The organism is Enterobacter cloacae complex sp. P27C (assembly GCF_014895705.1).
In the GTDB taxonomy this organism is placed as follows: Bacteria; Pseudomonadota; Gammaproteobacteria; order Enterobacterales; family Enterobacteriaceae; genus Enterobacter; species Enterobacter bugandensis.
In genome coordinates this window covers 197,902-220,562 of the sequence record NZ_JADBQB010000002.1, presented here as the reverse complement: position 1 = coordinate 220,562, position 22,661 = coordinate 197,902, and the positions used below count along the sequence as shown (strand labels likewise).

Here is a 22,661-nt window from a genome sequence, read left to right as displayed (position 1 = left end):
ACTTGTCGGTGGCGCTCAAGTTACTGTCCTGCGATGTAGCGCAATCGGGTGAAGATGTTCGGAAAGAGGATGCAGGCGCATCCTCTGTGCAACGCGGGTCGCGTTTGTTCAGAATGACATTAACGCAGGTAATCGCCCGCGGCTTCTGGCTGGTAGAGCAGCTCCAGCACTTCCAGATGGGTGGAGGCACCGCCCGGCAATTCCCAGTGGATGGTATCGCCCGTGCGCAGCCCCAGCAGTGCGGCCCCCACCGGCGCAAGAACCGAAAGTTGCGCGCTGCTGTCCGTCATCTGGGCCGGGTAAACCAGCGTGCGGGTTAGCTCTTCACCGGTGGTCAGGTTGCGGAATTTCACCTGGCTGTTCATGGTGACCACGTTATGCGGCATCGTCTCAGGCGTGCACATCTGCGCCCGGTCGAGTTCCTCATTCAGAGCATCGGCCACCGGAAGTGAGGCGAATTCTGCTTTTTCCAGCAGCCTGTCGATACGTTCTGCGTCGAGCTCGTTGATGATGATTGTAGGTCTGGACATTTTTTACTCCATGTCGTTAATGCTGCGTCTAACGCAGAAACCAATCCAAAAGAAAACCCTCGCCGTCTGGCAGCGAGGGTTTAACTCTCCCGATGATACTGGCTGAACGCGCAAGTTTGAAGTGATGAAGGTCACATTCATGTGCCATATGAATTTTCACTGAAATTTATTCAGTCTTCATTCCTGGCGGATTGCGTTACGCTGTATGTTCTGAACCCGGGCGCTGCGCGAAACATCATTCGCCGCAGCCCTTACCAACGAGAGAGCGCTATGTACTTCTACCAACCGTCTCAGGGGCATGGCCTGCCGCATGACCCGCTGAACGCCATTGTCGGCCCCCGTCCGATTGGCTGGATCTCCTCTTGCGACCAGGCCGGTCAGCTCAACCTTGCGCCGTATAGCTTCTTCAACTGCTTTAACTATCGCCCGCCGATCATTGGCTTTTCAAGCAACGGCTGGAAGGACAGCGTGCATAATATTGTTGAAACAAAGGAGTTTGTCTGGAATCTGGCAACGCGCGATCTTGCGGAAGCGATGAATCAGACCTCTGCCATGCTGCCTCACGACCAGGACGAATTTACCTTTTCCGGATTAACGCCTGCGGCAAGCCAGCTGGTGAGCGCCCCCCGCGTGGCGGAAAGCCCGGTCAACTTTGAGTGCCGCCTGTCTCAGTGCATTCAGCTTACCGGCGCCGACGGTACGCCGGTGGATACCTGGCTGGTGCTGGGAGAAGTGGTCGGGATCCATATTGCCGAAACGTTGCTGGAAGAGGGCATATACCAGACGGCGAAAGCGCAGCCCATCCTGCGCGCGGGTGGGCCGACGGCTTACTATGGCATCAGTGACGAACACCGGTTTGACATGGTGCGACCGGTGGTGGGCGATCAGTAACCGGCCTTATCAATGACAAATTGTTTTCCGCAGTTGCCTGGATGCGGCTGCGGAGCAAAGGATGTCGCAGAAAGCGGGGCGTTAATGGTGTCTGCTTTGAGTGAAATTTGCATTTCGGTCAGATACGCCGGATTACCGTTGCAGGTCAGCTTGAAGGCTTTGATATTTTCCTTGCCCCAGCTTTTGGCAACGGCGTTGTCAAAATCACTCCGGCTGACGGTTTTACCGTAATTTTCCGCAAGGAAATGACCGACGGCGCTGTTTTTCATTTCCTGATTCATTCTCACCATGGTGCCGAAATAGGCATCGGGATCAAAACCAAAGCAGACGCCATGTTTGGCATATTCGTAACGTTCCAGACAGGAGTTTCCACCCGCGCCCGGCATGACCTCGTTCAGCTTAGCCGCGCCGGAAAGCGACAGCCCGGTTTCGGCTGCTGCGCATTTGCGGCTGGCCTTCACTTCCGGCATGTTCGGGATAGGGCGCGTGGCGCAGCCAAACCGCATCCATCGACGTTCATCCACGCCGCGTGCGGCAATGGATTTCGGCAGGCCGGGCCATAGCCCGTGAACGGTCAGAAAATCGGTTTTATTGTCGCGCTCTTTTTGCAGACGACATTCATCCGGTTCATTGCGGTTACGCTCGACCATGCTTTGACAAAATCCCGTTTGCCAGGATAAAGCCAGCACATAGCGATCGAAATCGCCGTACTGCGTGGCCTTGAGGGGTTCGGCCTGTGCTGAGAAGAGACTGAGTGCAAGCGCTACTGCGCCAGACGGGATAACAATATCCTTCCTGAACATGTGATTTCCTGATTGGTTGTGCGCAATTCATTTTTGTGGGTTATTAAAGCACAAAAAGCGCCCGCAGGCGCTTTTAGGTAATCAGGAATTTCACTTAGGCGGCGCCGGGAACCAGCACTTCGGTAGCAATAATGACGATGATCAGCCCAACCAGCACCGGCACTGACGTGCGTTTCACCACTTCAAACGGCGAGAATTTGGCCATCCCGGCAACCGCCACCACCACGCCTGAGACAGGCGAGATGGTACGACCCAGGTTTGAGGCCTGGAGCATGGGAATGGAAAGATAAGCCGGGTTGATACCGGACGAGTGAGCCAGCTTAGGGATCATCTCAACGAAGGCGTAAAATGGCGCATTCCCGGAACCGGTGGTCATTGCCGCCAGCATGGTCAGTACCACCAGGACCAGCATCAGGATAATACTGGCCGAGCCAAACGAGGTGGCGATGGAGATCAGGCTCTGGATAAAGCCGATCGTGCTCAGACCCTGGGCAAAGACACCTGCTGCAACCAACAGCATCACCACGCCAGCAAACGCATCTGCCATACCGCGATACGCGACCTCAAGGCCGGAGAAGACTTTTTGGGTGTTGAAACCGCGCACTAACTCCAGCACAGCGGCTAACAGCATACAGATAACCAGGATAGTAATAATGTGCAGCTGCGGGCCCCATTTCCCGTCAAAAATGAGCACGCCGATAATTGGCGTGAACGGCAAAATGGCATAGAACGCCGGCGCGGTGGTGGTGATTTCGCTTACATCCATCATTTCATGGCTGATGTTCTCTTTCTTATCGAGATAGCGCTGCCAGAAGAAATGCGCGATACCCATTCCCACAATGGCGACAATCGAGATCGGCAGCGTGGTTTTAAAGGCGAAGTCGATAAGCGACATTTCGGCTGCTTTCGCTGCCAGCACAACGTCTCCTGACGTCGGGGAGAGAATAATGGCCGCCGGGGAGGCGCAAATTGCCGCCGCTGCCCCACGGCTGATGCCCACGTTTACCATCACCGGGAACAGCGTGGCCATTAACAGTACGCCAAGCCCGGTTGCCGATGAAACGGCCAGCGACATCAGGCAGGCGAGGAAATAGGCGGCAACCATCAACAGATACGGCGAGTTAATGTGCTGCAGGGGTTTCGAGGCAAGCTTCACAACCATGTCGTTCGCGCCGATATGGGTCATATAGGCTGCAAAACCGCACAGCATCATGATCATCATACCCAGATCGCCACCGCGGCTCATGAGCAGGATTTTAATATATTCAACAATATCCGTGGCGGTGTAGCCCGTGCTGGCTGCGCTGGCAGGTAAAACCTGATGACCCATTACTGCGCTGATTATCAGCAGCGTTAAACCACCGACAAATAAAACGCCCGTGGCTGAGTATCCTTTAATGATGTAGCGAGCTACACCCACAATGACGACGACCCCAATTAGGAGTTCGATAAACGTAAGCATGATTTCCCCTGTGTCTTTCTGCCCTGAGATATAAAAAATTAATATAAAAATGAAGGATGAAAATGTGCCGAATTAATGGCCCGCCCTTGCTGATTAAAATCAATAAACAGACGACTAACGAACAGCATAACAGCGTTTTTGCCATGGCTAAGGCATTTATGTCATAAGGATCTTGACCGGCAAAGACAGCGTAACATGTCTATGTAATGATAACAAAATGTTAAACTTTTGTGTGGTCTGGCCTGTTAGTACTGGAGACGGTTAACAGACATTAGGCGTACATGATGAGGGTTTATTCGGGATAAGCAGAACGCCGCTTTAAGAATATTCCCGAAAAGTGTCCTGATATTTAAGAGTAGGGGTGATGCCGTTAAGGCTTGGTTCAATTATTCTATGTTAAACTTTGCCTCGAATATCAAGAATGGTAATTGCATTGTGATTGTACGTAATACTTTTTTCTCTATTTTATTGTTTATTATTGGCCAGTTAACGTTTTCTTCTGTTGCACAGGCAGAGAACAACGCGACGGACAAAGGTTGGTTCTCTACTTTTACGGATAATGTTTCGCAGACCTGGTCAGCGCCTGAACATTATGATCTCTATGTCCCGGCAATAACGTGGCATGCGCGCTTTGCTTACGACAAAGAGAAAACGGATAAATACAACGAGCGTCCCTGGGGAGCGGGTTTTGGTCAGTCGCGCTGGGATGATAAAGGAAACTGGCATGGCATCTATCTGATGGCCTTCAAAGACTCCTTTAACAAGTGGGAACCGATTGGCGGCTACGGCTGGGAAAAAACCTGGCGCCCGCTGGCGGATGAGAACTTCCACGTTGGTCTGGGTTATACCGCCGGGGTGACCGCGCGCGACAACTGGAAGTACATTCCGATCCCCGTATTGCTGCCTCTGGCCTCTGTTGGATACGGCCCTGCAACGTTCCAGATGACCTACATTCCGGGAACCTATAACAACGGTAATGTTTACTTCGCCTGGATGCGTTTTCAGTTTTAACTGACAAAACATTACTGGTGGTGAAAAAACGTGCAGCCGTTGATTCGTAAGCGATAAAAATCTGTCAGTGAAAATTAACGCGACTTTAGTCACTTTTTGTCAAAGATCCGCTGGACAAAAGGTCCCACAATTGATGTACTGGTAACCGACACAGCATTTGTGTCGTTTTTTAATGTAAAGGTAATTTTGATGTCTAAGATTAAAGGTAACGTTAAGTGGTTTAATGAGTCCAAAGGATTCGGTTTCATTACTCCTGAAGATGGCAGCAAAGACGTGTTCGTACACTTCTCTGCAATCCAGTCTAATGGTTTCAAAACTCTGGCTGAAGGTCAGCGTGTAGAGTTCGAAATCACTAACGGTGCCAAAGGCCCTTCTGCTGCTAACGTAATCGCTCTGTAATTCAGACGCGTCAGCAAGAATTTCAAAACCCGCTCATTGAGCGGGTTTTTTTCGTTATGAATCAGCCAAGCAGGTAAATTTTCAGGAAGCTGGCCACGATCAGTACGCTCAACAACACCATGCCTGCGCTCATCAGACTCTGTTTCATTTGTCACCCTCGTTCAGTATTGCCTTCAGAGTGACAGAGAAAAATTAAGCCAACATTAACGCTCCGGCAGTTAATGCGTGCTTACAGAGGAAAAAAGCCAAAATGCGATCCCCGTCATCGCGAAAGATCCGATCATGTTGATCGCGATATTCACCAGCGCCCAGCCGATACGACCTTCCTGAAAGAGAAAAACCGTTTCCGCGGAAAAGGTTGAAAATGTGGTCAAACCGCCGCAGAAGCCGGTGGTAATTAAGACTTTCCACATGGGATCGATGTGCGTCATCCGGTTAAACCAGGCCAGCCCCATACCAATAATAAAAGCACCAATCAGGTTGGCGGCCAGCGTTCCTAATGGAATCGCCTGGTGCAGGGGATTAAACCGCATACTCAGTAACCACCTCGCAACGCTCCCCGTGCCTCCACCAATAAAAACAGCTAAAAGGAGTTGTAACACGCTAAATACCTGCTATTTGATGTGTAAGAGTAGCGAGTTTAACGCTGTTTATAATGAGGGGACAAATATGTATGTTGCGGTAGGGCAGTTTGCGGTCACGCCTGACTGGCGGGTTAACGCAGTGCAGTGCGTTAACCTGATGATACTGGCCCGACAGAAAGGCGCGTCGCTGCTGGTGCTTCCTGAGGCGTTGCTGGCAAGGGATGATAACGACCCGGATTTGTCCGTGAAGTCCGCACAGGCCCTTGACGGCGAATTTTTACAACAGCTGCTCGCTCAGAGCGTAGGCAGTACGATGACCACCGTCTTAACCGTGCACGTTCCCTCAACGCCGGGTCGCGCAGTGAATACGCTGGTGGCTATTCGTGACGGTGCCATTGTTGCGCGCTACGCCAAGCTTCATCTCTATGATGCGTTCAGCATCCAGGAGTCGCGACGCGTTGATCCGGGAGATGTCGTCCCACCGCTCATTGATATCGACGGGTTTAAGGTGGGGTTGATGACCTGCTATGACCTGCGTTTCCCGGAGCTGGCGGTGCATCTGGCGCTGCAGGGGGCGGAGGTGCTGGTATTGCCCGCCGCATGGGTTAAGGGGCCGCTAAAAGAGCAACACTGGGCTACGCTGCTTGCGGCACGCGCGCTGGACACGACCTGTTATGTTGTTGCCGCCGGGGAGTGCGGCAATAAAAACATCGGGCAGAGCAGGGTGGTTGATCCCCTGGGAGTGACGATTGCCGCCGCAGCGGAAGCGCCGGTTCTGCTGATGGCGGAGATAATTTTAGAAAGAGTTGCGCTTGCGCGTCAGCAATTACCTGTTCTTCGCAACCGTCGCTTTGCGCCACCGCAATTATTGTGATGTTTTTTTCAACAATGCTTGATTCACCTTGTTACAGATTGCTATTGTGTGCACGCGCCAAATGACCGTTAATACGATCGGGTTTTGGCGCTGAATGCAGCCTGTTTTAAGTAAAGAAGGTATCTATGGGTGAGATTAGTATTACCAAACTGCTGGTGGTTGCCGCACTGGTCGTCCTGCTGTTTGGTACCAAGAAGTTACGCACGCTGGGTGGTGACCTGGGGGCTGCCATCAAAGGCTTCAAGAAAGCGATGAACGACGATGACGCAGCCGCGAAGAAAAGCGCTGACGACATCCCGGCAGAGAAGCTTTCCCACAAAGAGTAACGGCAATGCCTGAGGGCTTGCGAAAAAAAACCGGCTCATGAGGCCGGTTTTTTTGCATTACTGTAAATGAATATTACGGCGTTATTTGACTTCTTCGCCTTTCGCCTGCATATCCGCATGGTAAGAAGAACGAACAAATGGACCACAAGCCGCGTGGGTAAAGCCCATCGCCAGCGCTTCGGCTTTCATCTCGTCAAATTCATCCGGGCTCACGTAGCGCTGTACCGGCAGGTGGTGACGGCTTGGCTGCAGATACTGGCCGAGCGTCAACATGGTCACACCGTGGCGGCGCAGATCGCGCATGACGTCGATGATTTCGTCATTGGTTTCACCCAGACCAACCATCAGACCTGACTTGGTCGGGATATGCGGATGTGCTTCTTTAAAGCGCTCCAGCAGCTTCAGAGACCAGTTATAGTCGGCTCCCGGACGCACCTGACGGTAAAGACGCGGAACGTTCTCCAGGTTGTGGTTAAACACATCTGGCGGCGTCGCGGTCAGGATATCCAGCGCGCGGTCCATACGGCCGCGGAAGTCAGGAACCAGCGTCTCGATTTTGATGTTCGGGCTTTTTTCGCGAATGGCAGTAATGCAGTCAGCGAAGTGCTGAGCACCGCCATCACGCAGATCGTCGCGGTCAACGGAGGTGATAACCACATAACGCAGCGCCATGTCGGCGATGGTTTGCGCCAGTTTTTGCGGCTCGTTGGCATCGGGGGCCACCGGGCGGCCATGCGCTACGTCGCAGAATGGGCAGCGGCGGGTACAGATGGCACCCAGAATCATAAACGTCGCGGTGCCGTGATTGAAACATTCAGCAAGGTTCGGGCAAGAGGCTTCTTCACAAACAGAGTGAAGGCCATTCTTACGCATCGCCGCTTTGATCCCCTGGATACGCGAAGAGTCTGCCGGAAGTTTGATTTTCATCCATTCCGGTTTTCTTAACAGCGCCTCGCGCTCTGTAGCCACGTTTTTAACCGGGATAAGGGCCATTTTATCGGCATCGCGGTATTTAACACCGCGTTCCATCACAATGGGTTTACTCATAGCGTGCGTGTTCCAGTTGCGAATATCGAAGGAAAGCGTTTCAATTCAAGGGAATGTTGTATTTATCAACTATTTTTGAACGAACGACAGGCAGTATATCATTTATAGGGGCGTTAAAGCAGCCTGCCAGGTCGCCAATTTGTAAAATAGTTGTTGTTTTGTGCCTTTTGCCCTGCGAGCGGCAGGGACGTGTACGGGTACGCTCTGTCAGAAGGCCTGACGGATAATGCGGATGACGTTTTCCAGTACCGGATCGCGCAAGCTGAGCTTGTTGTAATGCAGTGAAATCTCGATAGATTCTGCATTGAGCTGGCTTAGCGGAATACTCTCCAGCGGCCAGCATTTCCGCAGCAGGTTATACAGGCGTGAAGGCATGATGCACAGCATATCGCTGCTGCCAATCAGGGATGCGGTGGTGAACATATTGTAACTGCTGAAACTGATCTGACGTTCCGGGAAAATTTCGTCAATACGCTGACGCAGAGCGTGGTTAGACTGTCCTTCGGTCATGAAAGACGAGTGGTCGTAGTTGCGCAGGTTTTCAATGGATAACGGCTCGCTGAGGACGGGGTGCTGCCTGCGGCAAACCAGCACCAGGTTATCGGCGTAAAGCACATTTTGCCCCAGCGCTCGGGCGCTAAAGCTGCCGCTTTCGATGACCAGGTCCGTCTGGAACTGAGCAAGCTGAACGTCAGGTTCGTTAAGAGGCACATTGCGAAGCAGAAGCTGAGGCGCTTGCTCTTTCACGGCCTGGAAGATCGCGGGCATCACCAGCACGCCGACAGAAGGGGAGCAGCCGATGGTGATGGTTCTCTGTTTGTCATAGCTTCCGGTTAAATCCAGCGCACCCAGAATCGACTCCAGCCCCTGGCTGATGTATTCGTGGAGATGTGTCGCATAGGCCGTTGGCGTGACGCCCTGGCCCTTACGGATAAATAAGGGGTCGGGAAATATAGCCCGTAGCTTTTGAATTGACTGACTTATTGCCGATGGCGTGAGATTAAGAATTTTCGCAGCATTAACGATACCCTTATGGACATATACTGCCTCAAAAATAGTCAGTAAATTGAGATCAATATTACGTAAAGTCCGAAAAATTTGCGGCTTATCTTCGCCACCGGGGTCATTCAGGCGTTTGGCTGGTAAATTATTATACTCCACGCTTTCACTCCGTATACATTCACAACATGAATGATAGTTCAATTTATTTATTATGCTTGTAGAGATTCGTAAAGTGTTGCTTTTGTTCCACTTGTTTATCAAAAACAAACAGTTGTGTGATTATCACTCAAGTTACTTAGCCTGTGTATGCCGTGCTGTCCGGAGGCTAAATAATATGTAAGGGCAATATTCGGGCGCTTCGAAAATATAGAATCTGCGGATTATTGTAAAGCGTAAAAGCGGTAAATAAACAGTGGCCCGTCAAATTATCGAGCCATTCTGGATGATATATTAAGCAGGGATATATTCGTGCGGGGGATTGTTAAGTAGCGCTAACACATTCTTCAGAAGCACGGGACGTATATTTTCTGGCGTAGCGGTATCGACCCACTGGCGCATTTGCGTCATTTCCATGCCGGCGTAGCCGCAGGGGTTTATGCGCTGGAAAGGCGTAAGATCCATATTAATATTCAATGCCAGACCGTGGAAGGAACAACCTTTACGAATACGTAGCCCCAGAGAGCAGATCTTCATTTCGCCAACGTAGACGCCCGGCGCATCGGCACGCGGATGCGCGTCAATACCATACTCCGCCAGCGTGTTGACGACGGTCTGTTCCAGTAACGTCACCAGCTCACGTACGCCAAGCTTTCTGCGCTTCAGATTAAGCAGGACGTACATCACCTGCTGCCCGGGCCCATGGTACGTGACCTGACCGCCGCGGTCGCTCTGGATCACCGGGATATCGCCCGTCATTAATAAGTGTTCCGCTTTTCCCGCCTGGCCCTGCGTAAATACCGGCAGATGTTCGACCAGCCAAATCTCATCAGGTGTTGTGTCATCGCGTGAATCGGTGAACTCGTGCATAGCCTGAGAGACAGGCTCATAAGGTTGCAGCCCGAGATGACGGACCAGAATTTTATCCTGATACAAAACGCGTCTCCGAAGACGAGAAAAAGATGAGGGGGAGTATATCACAGCGGGGAAGAGGGGTTACCCGGTAAACCGGGTAACCGCAAAGGGGCTACAGCACCATACGAACGATTTCGATATTGCCGAGCTCTTCGTACAGCGTCTCAACCTGCTCGATATGTGTGGCAGTGATGGTAATAGAAACCGAGTGGTAGTTGCCCTTGCTGCTTGGTTTTACTGACGGAGAGTAGTCACCCGGCGCATGGCGCTGTACCACTTCAACCACCTGATCAACCAGCTCAGGTTTCGCCAGACCCATTACTTTGTAGGTAAACGGGGTAGGGAATTCAAGCAGTTCGTTAAGTTTGGTTTTCATGTCAGCTCCGGCGTAACGTCAAAAAGAATAACTCCCACGTCAGGTGGGAGTTATCAGGATACTTAGTATATGGGGATCAAAATCACACTTTCAAGTGTTCGATTTTTAGCCAAACCAGTGATGGAACATCAGTTTAATGTAATCAATGATTTTGCCGAAGAAATTGCCTTCAGGAATTTCTTCCAATACCACGAGTGGACGCTGGTCGATCGTTTTACCGTCCAGCTGGAAGTTGATGGTACCCACCACCTGGTTTTTATGCAGCGGGGCATGCAGTTCGGTGGTGTTGAGCACATAGCTTGCTTTCAGATCCTTCATACGACCGCGTGGAATGGTCAGGTAGAGGTCTTTATCCACGCCCAGAGAAGCACGATCGTTATCGCCGAACCAGACGGGTTCAGAAGCAAATTCTTTGCCTGCTTTCAGCGGGTTCACGGTTTCGAAGAAACGGAAGCCCCAGGTCAGCAGCTTCTTACTTTCGGTTTCGCGACCTTTAAAGGTGCGACCGCCCATCACGGCAGAGATCAGGCGCATCTGGCCTTCAGTGGCAGAGGCCACCAGGTTGTAACCGGCTTTGTCGGTGTGGCCGGTTTTGATGCCGTCAACGTTCAGGCTGTTATCCCACAGCAGGCCGTTACGGTTGGTCTGACGAATGCCGTTGAAGGTGAACTCTTTCTCTTTGTAGATAGAGTACTCGTTAGGTACGTCGCGGATCAGCGCCTGACCGATCAGCGCCATATCACGCGCGGAGCTGTACTGACCGTCTGCATCGAGACCGTGTACGGTCTGGAAGTGGCTGTTCTTCAGACCCAGGGCATTTACGTAGCTGTTCATCAGGCCCACGAACGCATCCTGACTACCGGCGGCGAAATCGGCCATGGCCACGCAGGCATCGTTACCGGACTGCAGGTTAATGCCACGAATTAACTGAGAAACCGGAACCTGCATTCCCGGTTTCAGGAACATCAGCGAGGAACCTTTGAAAACCGGGTTCCCGGTAGCCCACGCATCGTTGCCGATGGTGACCAGATCCGTCTCTTTGAACTTACCGGCTTTCATTGCCTGGCCGATGACGTAGCTGGTCATCATTTTGGTCAGGCTGGCCGGATCACGGCGGGCATCGGCATTCTGTTCTGCCAGCACTTTGCCAGAGTTGTAATCGATCAGGATGTAGGATTCCGCGTCGATTTGCGGAACGCCAGGGATCATGGTCTTGATATTCAGGTCATCAGCATGAGCTGCAGAGAGTGCAGCCGCGCAAAGGGCCGTGGTCAGCGCCATGCGCTGCACAAAACGAGCAGAAAAAGTGGTCTTCATGGTCAGAACTACGACATCCGTGATGGAATTAAAAAAAGTGCCTTACTATAGCAAATGCTATTCAGGCAGGCATCCGACTTTAAGCATGAGTTTGTGAATGTGTTTTACACAAACTGACATTTCGGATACCGCCGATTAATTACTTCGTAACAGCGATAAAGGACTGCAGCTGTGCCTCGCTCTGCAAACGCTGCTGCAGGGATGCCGCCTGCGACTTGCTGGCAAACGGCCCCATCTGAATACGCCAGACCGCGCCGTTTTGCTCAACGCGTCCTGGCACGCCAAACTGCTGGCTTAGACGCTGCTGATACTGCTGGGCACGGGCCCGATCGCTCACTGCGCCCACCTGGACGACAAAGCCGCCGCTGGCTGCTGCGGGAGCGGCAACGGCTGCGCTCTGGGTCGTGACCGGAGCCGTTACCGGGGCAGGCTGCTGCACGACGGGAGCGGCAAGAGGGGCTGGCGTCGGCTCACTGCTCTCCAGCACGCCCGAGGCTAAGTTCGTTGGTGCGCCAAGGAAGCCGCTGCTTTTTACCGGTGCGCCAGTGGCATCATCGCTTTGCAGGGTGTCATTGCTGATCGGGCGTATTTCTCCCGCCGGCTGAGAAGGCTCTGCCGGCGAGGAGACGCTTCCCATGCCGCCGTCCAGATTTGGGCGGTCGGGGAGGGCATAGGTCTGTTTCGCCACCGTGGTACACGCGGTTCCCGGCCCGGAGAGCGAACCATCCTGCGCCACGATAATTGGGTCAATGCGAACTTTGGTGTTGTTCGAGGTATTCAGGCGATCGGCAGACGCGCGGGACAGGGAAATCACCCGGTCATTACCGTACGGGCCGCGGTCATTAATACGCACGACGATCATACGGCCGTTCGCCAGATTGGTGATACGGGCGTAGCTAGGGATAGGTAGCGTCGGGTGCGCCGCAGTCAGCTGCATTGGGTCAAATGTTTCACCCGATGCCGTCAGGTTACTGCCCGGCTCAGCATCATAAATGGCGGCAAAGCCAGCCTGGCTAAAGCGGGACGGATCCTGCACAATTTTGTAGCTTTTGCCGTCGCGCTCGTAATCCTGATTCGCGCTGGCATTCAGCGGTTCATAAACGGGATCGGCACCGCTAATTTCAACGATTGGGCCATTACACACCGCAGGCTGCGGCGGCGCGACGGTTGCCTGTTGCTGACCATCATCACTTGTACAGGCCGCAAGTAAACTTGCCGCAATGCAGATACCCAGCCACTGCTTACGCATTCCGATCCCCTTATTTTTATACGCTTTTTGACAACATTTTTCTGTGGGTGTGGATCGACATCACGATACCAAACCCGGCCATCAACACGATCAGTGCCGAGCCTCCGTAACTCACCAGCGGCAGCGGTACGCCTACCACCGGCAGAATACCACTCACCATACCAATATTTACGAAGACATAAACGAATAAAATCAACATCAGTCCGCCTGCCATGACGCGGCCGAAGGTGGTCTGCGCGCGGGCCGCAATCCACAAACCTCGCATGATGAGCAGCACGTAGAGCGCCAGCAGGATCAGGATGCCAACCAGTCCCAGCTCTTCCGCCAGTACCGCAAAGATAAAGTCGGTGTGGCGCTCCGGTAAAAACTCCAGCTGCGACTGGGTACCGTGCAGCCAGCCTTTACCGCGCAGGCCGCCGGAGCCAATCGCAATCTTGGACTGAATAATATGATAGCCCGCACCGAGCGGATCGGTTTCCGGATCGAGAAGCATCATGACGCGCTGGCGCTGGTAGTCATGCATCAGGAAGAACCACAGGATAGGGATAAACGCTGCAACCAGCACCACCGCGATACCAATCAGACGCCAGCTTAAGCCCGACAGGAACAGGACAAACAGGCCGGAGAGGGCGATAAGGATCGAGGTGCCGAGGTCAGGCTGCGCCGCAACCAGCAGTGTCGGCAGGAATATCAGCACCAGGGCGATAGCGGTATTTTTCAGCGACGGCGGACAGACGTCGCGGTTGATAAAGCGCGCCACCATCAGCGGGACTGCGATTTTGGCAATCTCCGAGGGCTGGAAACGGACTACGCCGAGATCCAGCCAGCGCTGTGCCCCTTTTGAGATGGCACCGAACGCATCTACCGCCACCAGCAAAATAATACAGAAAATGTAGAGATAGGGCGCCCAGCCTTCATAGACGCGCGGCGGGATCTGCGCCATTACCACCATAATGACCAGACCCATCGCGATCTGGCCGATCTTGCGTTCCATCATGCCGATGTCCTGGCCGCTTGCGCTCCAGATAACCAGGGCGCTGTAAACCAGCAGGGCCAGCAGGATCAGCAGCATGGCTGGGTCGATGTGAATTTTATCCCACAGCGATTTTTTATTTGGATTATCCGTCATGATTATTGGTCCTCCGCCGCAGCGGCGGCCGGATTTTCAGCCGGCAGTTCGGTGTTGTTATCACCCAGCATAATGTGGTCCAGGATCTGGCGCATGATGGTCCCTACCGCCGGGCCAGCGCCGCCGTTCTCCAGAATCATTGCCACCGCCACCTGCGGGTTATCATAAGGGGCAAACGCCGTCATTAGCTTATGGTCACGCAGACGTTCGGCAATGCGGTGTGCGTTATAGGTTTCATTGGCTTTCAGGCCAAAGACCTGCGCCGTACCGGATTTCGCGGCCACTTTATATGGCGTACCGGCGAAATACTTGTGCGCGGTTCCGTTTGGACGGTTTGCCACACCGTACATACCGTCTTTCGCTATTTCCCAGAAGCCGGAATGGATGTCGCCTACCGGCGCTTCATGGGGCTGCACCCACGGCACTTTTTTGCCATCTTCAACGGTGCTTTGCAGCAGATGCGGAACTTTCACCACGCCGTCGTTAATGAGGATCATCATCGCTTTGTTCATCTGAAGCGGGGTGGCCGTCCAGTAACCCTGGCCGATACCCACCGGTATGGTATCACCCTGATACCACGGCTTCTTGAAGCGCTTTAGTTTCCACTCGCGGGTTGGCATGTTGCCTGACCGTTCCTCAGCCAGATCCACGCCGGTGTAGTGCCCGTAGCCGAATTTGCTCATCCACTCTGACAGGCGGTCAATGCCCATGTCATACGCCACCTGATAGAAGAAGGTATCCGCAGATTCTTCCAGAGATTTCGTAACGTTCAGATGGCCGTGGCCCCATTTCTTCCAGTCGCGATAGCGTTTTTCAGAGCCCGGTAGCTGCCACCAGCCCGGGTCAAACAGGCTGGTATTGCGGTTGATGACGCCCGCGCTCAGCGCTGAGACCGCCACGTACGGTTTAACCGTTGATGCCGGTGGGTAAACGCCTTGCGTGGCGCGGTTCACCAGCGGGGTGTTAGGGTCATTCAGCAGGCCGGAGTAGTCTTTGCTGGAGATGCCGTCAACAAAGAGGTTCGGGTCATAGCTTGGCATGGAAACCATGGCCAGAATGCCGCCGGTGCGTGGGTCGGTGACCACCACGGCGGCGCGGCTGCCCGCCAGCAGGGTTTCAATATACTGTTGCAGTTTGAGATCGAGCGTCAGATAGACGTCGTGCCCCGCCTGAGGCGGCACTTCCTTAAGCTGGCGGATGACGCGGCCACGGTTGTTAACCTCAACTTCTTCATAGCCGGTCTGCCCGTGCAGGACATCTTCGTAGTAGCGTTCAATCCCCAGCTTGCCGATATCGTGCGTCGCGGCGTAGTTCGCCAGCTTGCCGTCTTTATCGAGGCGCTCGACGTCTTTATCGTTAATCTTGGAAACGTAGCCAATCACATGCGTCAGCGCGGATCCGTAAGGATAGTAGCGACGCTTGTAACCCTTCACTTCCACACCGGGGAAGCGGTACTGGTTCACCGCAAAACGGGCGACCTGGACTTCCGTCAGATTGGTTTTAACCGGAATGGAGGTGAAACGGTGAGAGCGGGCGCGCTCTTTTTTGAAGGCGGCGATATCGTCGTCGTTCAGGTCGACAACGCTTTTCAGCGCTTCCAGCGTATCCTGAACGTTATCGACTTTTTCCGGCATCATCTCGACTTGATAGATGGTGCGGTTTAACGCCAGCGGGGTGCCGTTACGATCGTAAATAATGCCGCGGCTGGGTGCGATAGGGACCAGCTTGATACGGTTTTCGTTGGAACGCGTCTGGTAATCGGTAAAGCGGACAATTTGCAGATTATAAAGGTTGGCGATCAGCACGCCGGTAAGCAGCAAAATCCCGGTGAAGGCGACCAGCGCCCGGCGCACAAACAGCGCGGACTCAGCCGTATAGTCGCGAAAAGAATTCTGTAGTTTCATCCGCTGCTTAATCTACCCTGGTCAGTCATTACTCGCGGTGATAGGGGTGGTTGGTAGTAATGCTCCACGCGCGATACAGGCTTTCTGCCACCAGTACCCGAACGAGCGGGTGGGGAAGCGTCAGCGCGGAGAGGGACCAACTTTGTTCTGCTGCCGCTTTGCAGGCAGGGGACAACCCTTCGGGGCCGCCAATCAACAGACTGACGTCACGACCGTCCTGCTTCCAGCGCTCCAGTTCGTGCGCCAGCTGCGGCGTATCCCAGGGTTTTCCTGGAATATCGAGGGTGACGATGCGGTTTTTGCCTGCGGCAGCAAGCATCAGTTCGCCCTCTTTATCGAGAATACGTTTGATATCGGCGTTCTTGCCGCGCTTCCCGGCGGGGATCTCCACCAGTTCGAACGGCATGTCTTTGGGAAAACGACGCAGATATTCAGTAAAACCGGTTTGTACCCAGTCCGGCATTTTGGTGCCGACGGCGACCAGCTGCAACTTCACGCATTAACCCCAGAGTTTTTCCAGCTCATACAGGCGACGGCTCTCTTCCTGCATGACGTGGACAATCACATCGCCGAGGTCAACAACCACCCAGTCAGCGGTCGCTTCACCTTCAACGCCAAGCGGTAAGAGTCCTGCTGCGCGCGATTCCTGAACCACATGGTCGGCAATCGAAACAACATGACGCGTAGAGGTACCGGTGCAGATAATCATGCAGTCGGTAATACTGGATTTACCCTTAACGTCGATAGCGATGATGTCCTGACCTTTCAGGTCATCAATTTTGTCGATAACAAAATCCTGGAGTGCTTTACCCTGCAAGTTTTCCCCCTGGGTGAATGAGATTGTACAACTATGAATTCGTGGCCAGACAGTATACCTGAACTGACGCCCCTGTCGGGACAAATGTCACCGTCCGGGCTTTTGAAGGCGGGTATCATCCCACCCTCCGCCTGAGATTGCATCGCCATTTTTGTAAAACAATTTCTGTAAAGCAACGATCGGCGGGAAAGTCTGGCAGCGGAGGATAACAGTATGGCTTAACCTGTCAAGGCAGGATAATCAATATGCTGCTTTTTATGCCCTCCGGCTATTTATCTGCGGTTTTCTGATACAACCCGTGCGTATGAATATACGCCAGCACCGGGGCAGGCAGCAGATCGTCACAGGCTAAACCCTGCTGTAAACGTTCGCGAATAACGGTCGCAGAGATGTCGAACCACGGCGTCTCCGCCAGATAAATCTTCCCGGCGGGCTGGTTGTGAAGATCTTCAACGTTATCGGTGAGATGGTCTTCAAGCCACTGCTGATATTGCGCTTCGCGCATGGTCAGCGGGTAGCCCGGACGGCGGCAGACGAGCAGGTGGCTGTTCCCCAGAATGGTTTCATACTTGTGCCACGTGGGGAAGTTGAGCAGGGAGTCCTGACCGATGATAAAGGCGAGCGGCTGGTCAGGCCCTTGCTCGGCCCGCCACTCCTGCAGCGTTTGCGACGTCCACGAGGGGGTGTCGCGACGCAATTCCCGTTCATCCAGCCTGAAGAGCGGCTTATCCGCGATAGCCAGAGCGAGCATCTCTTTGCGCTGCTCGCTGGTTGCTTCAGGCTGGGGGCGGTGCGGCGGAACATTATTGGGCATGATGGTAACGCGCTGCAGGCCGATCAGATTTGCCAGAATTTCTACCGGCTTCAGATGCCCGTAGTGTACCGGGTCAAAGGTGCCGCCATACAGGGCCTGTAAAGAGTGCATACTATCCATCAATAAATACGTCAGCCAGCGCCTTGTGGCAAAGCAGCAGGGAAAGGCTTTCCAGCTCCGCCCACACCGACTGGCCGTAATCTTGTTTTAGGGTGAGCTCGGCGCGCATCAGAAGCTGCACCGCCTGGCGCAGCTGTTCATGGCTCAGGCGGTTGATGGCCTCGGTGGTCATTGCCCGCCGGTTTTGCCACACCCGGTGTTTATCAAACAGGGAGCGTAACGGCGTATGGGCCGACTGGCGCTTGAGCGTTATCAGCAGCAACAGCTCGCGCTGCAGCGTGCGCAGCAGGATGACGGGTTCACTGCCCTCCAGGCGCAGCTGCTGGAGAATATGCAGGGCGCGTTTGCTTTTCGCCGACAACAGAGCATCCACCCAGTGGAACGGCGTGAAGTGTGCGGCATCGTTAACGGCCTGCTCAACGCGCGGTAAAGTCAGCTTGCCGTCCGGCCAGAGCAGGGAGAGCCTGTCCAGCGCCTGTGCCAGGGCCAGCAGGTTGCCTTCATAGCAGTAGCAGAGCAGTTGGTTCGCCGCATCGTCCAGTTGAAGGTTGTGCTGCTTCGCTCTCGCGGCGACCCATTTAGGCAGATGCGCCTGCTCAGGCGTCTGGCAGGTGACCAGCACCGCGTGGGTCGCGAGCTGGGTGAACCATGCCGCGTTTTCCTGCGCTTTGGTGAGCTTGCTGCCGCGCACAATTAACAGCAGATCGCTGTGTAACAGGCTGACCAGTGTGGCGAGTTGCTCATTGATGGCCGCGTTAGGGCCGTTCTCCGGCAGCAGGATCTGGATTGTCTGGCGCGACGCAAAAAGGCTCATCGCCTGACAGAGTGAGAAGAGGGCGTTCCAGTCGGTGGCGTTATCCACCTGAAAGGTATGGTGTTCATCAAAGCCCTGAGCCGCGGCCGCATGCCGCACGGCATCCAGGCTTTCCTGAAGTAGTAACGGGTCGTTTCCGAGCAGCAGATACGCCGCGCGCAGCCCTTCATTGAGCTGCGCGCGGAGTTGTTCAGGATACAGCCTGATCATCATTTACCCAGAGAGGTAGAAACAGGAGGCGTACTGGCATCCGGTTTTTCAATAATGTCAGAGCCTTCTCGGTTAGACGCTGCAATACCCGGCAGTTTGCGGATCAGCTGTTCCGCCGCCTTGTCGTACATTTCGTTGATGATAATTTGCTGTTCGGCATCTTTTGCCAGCGCGGTTTGCGGGTTATCAAAGAACGAACGATACACTTTTGCGCTGATCGGATAGATGTCTTTACCCGGGATCAGTACAGCCGCATTGACCGACAGCACCATCTGATATTCAGCCGTGCGGCCGTCCTGGAAGATGGACGCCGTATCCTGGCCCAGCGTCATTCCCAGTACGCGCAGAGACGGTACATCCTGGCGCAGCGTACCTTTCTCAACAAGCTCAACGCCGTTCAGGCGCAGCTGATTACGAATGGCCCGGCTGAGCGGTCCGTTTGGATCCCCGGAATCAAAGATCATTGTTTTCATCTCAGCAGGCACCGCCGTGGTATTGCGCAGGTGCCAGCCACAGCCAGCGGTGACAAGCACCGCCAAAGATAAGAGTATTGTTGCCAGTTGTCGCACGTTTCCTCCCGCGCTTAGCCAACGACCAGATTGAGCAGTTTACCCGGTACGTAGATCGCTTTACGTAAGGTAACGCCCTCAAGATATTTCGCAACCAGAGGTTCCTGGCCCGCGCGCTCGCGAACCTGATCTTCAGTTGCATCGACCGCCACGGTAATTTTACCACGGACTTTGCCGTTGACCTGGACCACCACCAGCGTGGTGTTTTCCACCATCGCTGCTTCGTCAGCCACCGGCCACGGCGCGTTGTCGATATCGCCTTCGCCTTTCAGCTCCTGCCACAGGGTGAAGCTGACGTGTGGCGTGAACGGGTTAAGCATGCGAACCACGGCCAGCAGCGCTTCACGCATGATGGCACGATCCTGCTCGCCGTCCTGCGGGGCTTTCGCAAGCTTGTTCATCAGTTCCATAATAGCCGCAATTGCGGTATTGAAGGTCTGACGACGACCAATATCATCGGTCACTTTCGCGATCGTTTTATGAACATCACGACGCAGCGCCTGCTGATCTTCGCTCAGCGCAGCGGCGTTCAGTGCCGGAGCATCACCCTGTGCGGTATGTTCGTACACCAGCTTCCAGACGCGTTTCAGGAAGCGGTTCGCGCCTTCTACGCCGGATTCCTGCCACTCAAGGGTCATATCAGCCGGAGAAGCAAACATCATGAACAGACGTACGGTGTCCGCGCCGTAACGCTCAACCATCACCTGCGGGTCGATACCGTTGTTTTTAGACTTGGACATCTTGCTCATGCCGGTATAAACCAGTTCATGGCCTTCAGCGTCTGTCGCCTTCACGATACGGCCTTTCTCGTCGCGCTCAACGATCGCATCAACTGGAGAAACCCAGTTACGCTCTCCGTTCGCGCCAACGTAGTAGAAGGCGTCTGCCAGCACCATACCCTGGCACAGCAGCTGTTTAGCGGGCTCGTCAGAGTTCACCATGCCGGCATCGCGCATCAGCTTATGGAAAAAGCGGAAGTAGAGCAGGTGCATGATGGCGTGTTCGATACCACCAATATAGATATCTACCGGCAGCCAGTAGTTGGCGGCGTCAGAATCCAGCATGCCTTCTTTATACTGCGGGCAGGTGTAGCGCGCGTAGTACCAGGAGGACTCCATAAAGGTATCGAAGGTGTCGGTTTCACGCAGCGCAGGCTGGCCGTTGACGGTGGTTTTAGCCCACTCAGGATCGGCTTTGATCGGGCTGGTGATGCCGTCCATAACCACGTCTTCCGGCAGGATCACGGGCAGCTGATCTTCAGGCGTTGGCATGACGGTGCCGTCTTCCAGGGTCACCATTGGAATTGGCGCACCCCAGTAACGCTGACGGGACACGCCCCAGTCGCGCAGACGGAAGTTCACTTTACGCTCGCCCACGCCCAATGAGGCCAGCTTATCGGCGATGGCGTTGAAGCCCTCTTCGAAGCTGAGGCCGCTGAACTCACCGGAGTTGAACAGGGTGCCTTTTTCGGTCAACGCCTGCTCGGACAGGTCAGGTTCAGAACCATCGGCGGCCAGAATAACGGCTTTAATCGGCAGGTTGTATTTGGTGGCAAACTCGTAGTCGCGCTGATCGTGGCCCGGAACGGCCATGACAGCACCAGTACCGTACTCCATCAGAACGAAGTTTGCAGCCCAGACCGGGATCGCTTCGCCCGTCAGCGGGTGCTTAGCATAGAAGCCCGTCGCAACGCCTTTTTTCTCCATCGTCGCCATGTCGGCTTCGGCCACTTTCGTGTTGCGGCATTCGTCGATGAAGGTCGCCAGTTCCGGGTTGTTCTCTGCCGCTTTCTGCGCCAGCGGGTGACCTGCGGCCACGGCCAGATAGGTCGCACCCATGAAGGTATCCGGACGGGTGGTGTAGACGGTCAGGGTCTGGTCGTAGTTCTCAACGTTGAAGGTAATTTCCACGCCTTCAGAACGGCCGATCCAGTTGCGCTGCATGGTCTTAACGGTGTCAGGCCAGTGATCCAGTGTATCCAGATCGTTCAGCAGTTCGTCAGCGTAAGCGGTGATTTTGATAAACCACTGCGGGATCTCTTTACGCTCAACTTTGGTGTCGCAGCGCCAGCAGCAGCCGTCGATAACCTGCTCGTTCGCCAGAACGGTCTGGTCATTCGGGCACCAGTTAACGGCAGAGGTCTTCTTGTACACCAGGCCTTTTTTGTACAGCTCGGTGAAGAACTTCTGCTCCCAGCGGTAGTATTCCGGGGTGCAGGTCGCCAGCTCGCGGCTCCAGTCATAGCCGAAGCCCAGCATTTTGAGCTGGTTTTTCATGTACGCGATGTTGTCGTACGTCCACGGTGCCGGAGCGGTATTGTTTTTTACCGCTGCGCCTTCTGCAGGCAGGCCGAACGCATCCCAGCCGATTGGCTGCAGAACGTTTTTGCCCAGCATGCGCTGGTAACGGGCGATCACATCACCGATGGTGTAGTTACGCACGTGGCCCATGTGTAGTCGACCAGAAGGATAGGGAAGCATCGACAGGCAGTAATACTTCTCTTTGCTCTCGTCTTCGGTTACTTCAAAGGTGCGCTTCTCGTCCCAGTGTTGCTGGACTTTTGATTCTATCTCTTCCGGGCGGTATTGCTCTTGCATGGCAGCCAGTGGTCCTGTGTTCAATACAGCTACAAAAATGTAGCCAATGGATGTGGTAATTCAGATCCGCATAGCATAGCCCAAACGCCCGCGTCAAAACAGCCTTTCGCGCAATTGCACTTTGCAGGAATTTACCGGGTCTGTGCTTCACCTGACAAAGCGGCGGCGAAATAAGGTCTATTATTAGAAATAGTTACTTACCCGGGAGGCAAAATGATGAACAAGGTTGCTCAATTTTACCGCGAACTGGTGGCGACACTGACGGAACGGCTGCGTAACGGCGAGCGCGATATTGACGCGCTGGTCGAACAGGCGCGTGAACGGGTGACGCAAACGGGTGAGTTAACGCGAACCGAAGTGGAAGAGGTGACGCGCGCCGTACGCCGCGATCTGGAAGAGTTCGCGCGCAGCTACGAAGAGAGCCAGGATGAGATCGCCGACAGCGTCTTTATGCGGGTGATCAAAGAGAGCCTGTGGCAGGAGCTGGCGGATATTACCGATAAAACCCAGCTGGAGTGGCGCGAGGTGTTCCAGGATTTAAATCATCACGGCGTGTACCAGAGCGGTGAAGTGGTGGGGCTGGGGAATCTGGTGTGCGAGAAGTGCCATCACCATATTGCGGTATATACGCCGGATGTGTTGCCGCTGTGCCCGAAGTGCGGGCACGATCAGTTCCAGCGTCGCCCGTTTGAGCCATAAGTAAAAGCGCAGTTTAGTTCCCTCTCCCCGTGGGAGAGGGCCAGGG

Annotated in this window: 24 protein-coding genes; 6 read left to right on the top strand and 18 right to left on the bottom strand. The window is 54.2% G+C overall.

Annotated features, from left to right (window positions below; translation table 11 throughout):
• Positions 1 to 119 precede the first annotated feature (119 nt).
• On the bottom strand, positions 120 to 530 hold the full coding sequence (gene rnk, locus IM291_RS04510) for a nucleoside diphosphate kinase regulator (RefSeq protein ID WP_045261020.1): 411 nt from the start codon (positions 528 to 530) through the stop codon (positions 120 to 122).
• A gap of 270 nt (positions 531 to 800) precedes the next feature.
• Between rnk and IM291_RS04505 the strand changes: the two genes are divergently transcribed.
• Complete coding sequence (locus IM291_RS04505; protein ID WP_192971415.1) at positions 801 to 1,421, top strand: flavin reductase family protein; 621 nt, start codon at positions 801 to 803, stop codon at positions 1,419 to 1,421.
• Here IM291_RS04505 and rna read toward each other — a convergent pair.
• Positions 1,415 to 2,224 carry a ribonuclease I gene (gene rna, locus IM291_RS04500; RefSeq protein ID WP_060573635.1) on the bottom strand — a complete coding sequence of 270 codons (810 nt, stop codon included), beginning with the start codon at positions 2,222 to 2,224 and terminating at the stop codon, positions 1,415 to 1,417. The genes IM291_RS04505 and rna overlap by 7 nt on opposite strands.
• Positions 2,225 to 2,318: 94 nt before the next feature.
• Positions 2,319 to 3,686: an anaerobic C4-dicarboxylate transporter DcuC gene (gene dcuC, locus IM291_RS04495; RefSeq protein WP_192986223.1), complete on the bottom strand. Its 1,368-nt coding sequence runs from the start codon at positions 3,684 to 3,686 to the stop codon at positions 2,319 to 2,321.
• A gap of 393 nt (positions 3,687 to 4,079) precedes the next feature.
• On the opposite strand from dcuC, the gene pagP reads away from it, so the two are divergent.
• Entirely contained in the window at positions 4,080 to 4,697 is a 618-nt protein-coding gene (gene pagP / locus IM291_RS04490; RefSeq protein WP_080339189.1) for a lipid IV(A) palmitoyltransferase PagP, read from the top strand.
• 189 nt (positions 4,698 to 4,886) lie between these two features.
• The gene (gene cspE, locus IM291_RS04485; protein ID WP_002439184.1) at positions 4,887 to 5,096 is read left to right on the top strand and encodes a transcription antiterminator/RNA stability regulator CspE; all 210 of its coding nucleotides are present in this window, start codon (positions 4,887 to 4,889) and stop codon (positions 5,094 to 5,096) included.
• Positions 5,097 to 5,314: 218 nt separating this feature from the next.
• Here the strand turns inward: cspE and crcB are convergent, their stop codons facing one another.
• The gene (gene crcB, locus IM291_RS04480) at positions 5,315 to 5,698 is read right to left on the bottom strand and encodes a fluoride efflux transporter CrcB (RefSeq protein WP_041910922.1); all 384 of its coding nucleotides are present in this window, start codon (positions 5,696 to 5,698) and stop codon (positions 5,315 to 5,317) included.
• A 67-nt stretch (positions 5,699 to 5,765) separates the two neighbouring features.
• Here crcB and IM291_RS04475 point away from each other — a divergent pair, with 67 nt between their 5' ends.
• The gene (locus tag IM291_RS04475) at positions 5,766 to 6,554 is read left to right on the top strand and encodes a deaminated glutathione amidase (RefSeq protein WP_192971412.1); all 789 of its coding nucleotides are present in this window, start codon (positions 5,766 to 5,768) and stop codon (positions 6,552 to 6,554) included.
• A 125-nt stretch (positions 6,555 to 6,679) separates the two neighbouring features.
• Positions 6,680 to 6,880, top strand: a complete 201-nt coding sequence (gene tatE, locus IM291_RS04470; protein ID WP_028012332.1) for a twin-arginine translocase subunit TatE — start codon at positions 6,680 to 6,682, stop codon at positions 6,878 to 6,880.
• Between the two features lie 81 nt (positions 6,881 to 6,961).
• Here the strand turns inward: tatE and lipA are convergent, their stop codons facing one another.
• The 14 genes from lipA to leuS form a co-directional block, all read right to left on the bottom strand.
• On the bottom strand, positions 6,962 to 7,927 hold the full coding sequence (lipA, locus tag IM291_RS04465) for a lipoyl synthase (protein ID WP_028012333.1): 966 nt from the start codon (positions 7,925 to 7,927) through the stop codon (positions 6,962 to 6,964).
• Positions 7,928 to 8,134: 207 nt separating this feature from the next.
• Entirely contained in the window at positions 8,135 to 9,088 is a 954-nt protein-coding gene (locus IM291_RS04460) for a YbeF family transcriptional regulator (protein WP_032644843.1), read from the bottom strand.
• Between the two features lie 291 nt (positions 9,089 to 9,379).
• Positions 9,380 to 10,021, bottom strand: a complete 642-nt coding sequence (lipB, locus tag IM291_RS04455) for a lipoyl(octanoyl) transferase LipB (RefSeq protein ID WP_028012335.1) — start codon at positions 10,019 to 10,021, stop codon at positions 9,380 to 9,382.
• A 91-nt stretch (positions 10,022 to 10,112) separates the two neighbouring features.
• Positions 10,113 to 10,376, bottom strand: coding sequence for a DUF493 family protein YbeD (ybeD, locus tag IM291_RS04450; RefSeq protein ID WP_003858718.1), 264 nt, complete (start codon positions 10,374 to 10,376; stop codon positions 10,113 to 10,115).
• A 105-nt stretch (positions 10,377 to 10,481) separates the two neighbouring features.
• Positions 10,482 to 11,693 carry a D-alanyl-D-alanine carboxypeptidase DacA gene (dacA, locus tag IM291_RS04445; protein ID WP_028012336.1) on the bottom strand — a complete coding sequence of 404 codons (1,212 nt, stop codon included), beginning with the start codon at positions 11,691 to 11,693 and terminating at the stop codon, positions 10,482 to 10,484.
• A 139-nt stretch (positions 11,694 to 11,832) separates the two neighbouring features.
• Entirely contained in the window at positions 11,833 to 12,942 is a 1,110-nt protein-coding gene (gene rlpA, locus IM291_RS04440) for an endolytic peptidoglycan transglycosylase RlpA (RefSeq protein WP_192986221.1), read from the bottom strand.
• Between the two features lie 16 nt (positions 12,943 to 12,958).
• A complete protein-coding gene (mrdB, locus tag IM291_RS04435; RefSeq protein ID WP_013097590.1) occupies positions 12,959 to 14,071 on the bottom strand; it encodes a peptidoglycan glycosyltransferase MrdB in 1,113 nt (370 codons plus the stop codon).
• Between the two features lie 2 nt (positions 14,072 to 14,073).
• Positions 14,074 to 15,975: a peptidoglycan DD-transpeptidase MrdA gene (gene mrdA / locus IM291_RS04430; protein ID WP_192971411.1), complete on the bottom strand. Its 1,902-nt coding sequence runs from the start codon at positions 15,973 to 15,975 to the stop codon at positions 14,074 to 14,076.
• A gap of 28 nt (positions 15,976 to 16,003) precedes the next feature.
• Entirely contained in the window at positions 16,004 to 16,471 is a 468-nt protein-coding gene (gene rlmH, locus IM291_RS04425; RefSeq protein WP_003858701.1) for a 23S rRNA (pseudouridine(1915)-N(3))-methyltransferase RlmH, read from the bottom strand.
• A 3-nt stretch (positions 16,472 to 16,474) separates the two neighbouring features.
• Complete coding sequence (gene rsfS, locus IM291_RS04420; protein ID WP_003858696.1) at positions 16,475 to 16,792, bottom strand: ribosome silencing factor; 318 nt, start codon at positions 16,790 to 16,792, stop codon at positions 16,475 to 16,477.
• A 268-nt stretch (positions 16,793 to 17,060) separates the two neighbouring features.
• Positions 17,061 to 17,726 (bottom strand): nicotinate-nucleotide adenylyltransferase, encoded by a 666-nt coding sequence (nadD, locus tag IM291_RS04415; protein ID WP_028012339.1) that lies wholly within the window; start codon positions 17,724 to 17,726, stop codon positions 17,061 to 17,063.
• Positions 17,719 to 18,750, bottom strand: coding sequence for a DNA polymerase III subunit delta (gene holA / locus IM291_RS04410; protein ID WP_126345157.1), 1,032 nt, complete (start codon positions 18,748 to 18,750; stop codon positions 17,719 to 17,721). The genes nadD and holA overlap by 8 nt, the downstream gene beginning before the upstream one ends.
• Complete coding sequence (lptE, locus tag IM291_RS04405; protein ID WP_041910796.1) at positions 18,750 to 19,319, bottom strand: LPS assembly lipoprotein LptE; 570 nt, start codon at positions 19,317 to 19,319, stop codon at positions 18,750 to 18,752. Before lptE ends, holA begins: the two co-directional genes overlap by 1 nt.
• 14 nt (positions 19,320 to 19,333) lie before the next feature.
• Positions 19,334 to 21,916 (bottom strand): leucine--tRNA ligase, encoded by a 2,583-nt coding sequence (gene leuS, locus IM291_RS04400; protein ID WP_048338851.1) that lies wholly within the window; start codon positions 21,914 to 21,916, stop codon positions 19,334 to 19,336.
• 216 nt (positions 21,917 to 22,132) lie between these two features.
• On the opposite strand from leuS, the gene IM291_RS04395 reads away from it, so the two are divergent.
• The gene (locus tag IM291_RS04395) at positions 22,133 to 22,615 is read left to right on the top strand and encodes a zinc ribbon-containing protein (protein WP_028012343.1); all 483 of its coding nucleotides are present in this window, start codon (positions 22,133 to 22,135) and stop codon (positions 22,613 to 22,615) included.
• Positions 22,616 to 22,661: the final 46 nt, after the last annotated feature.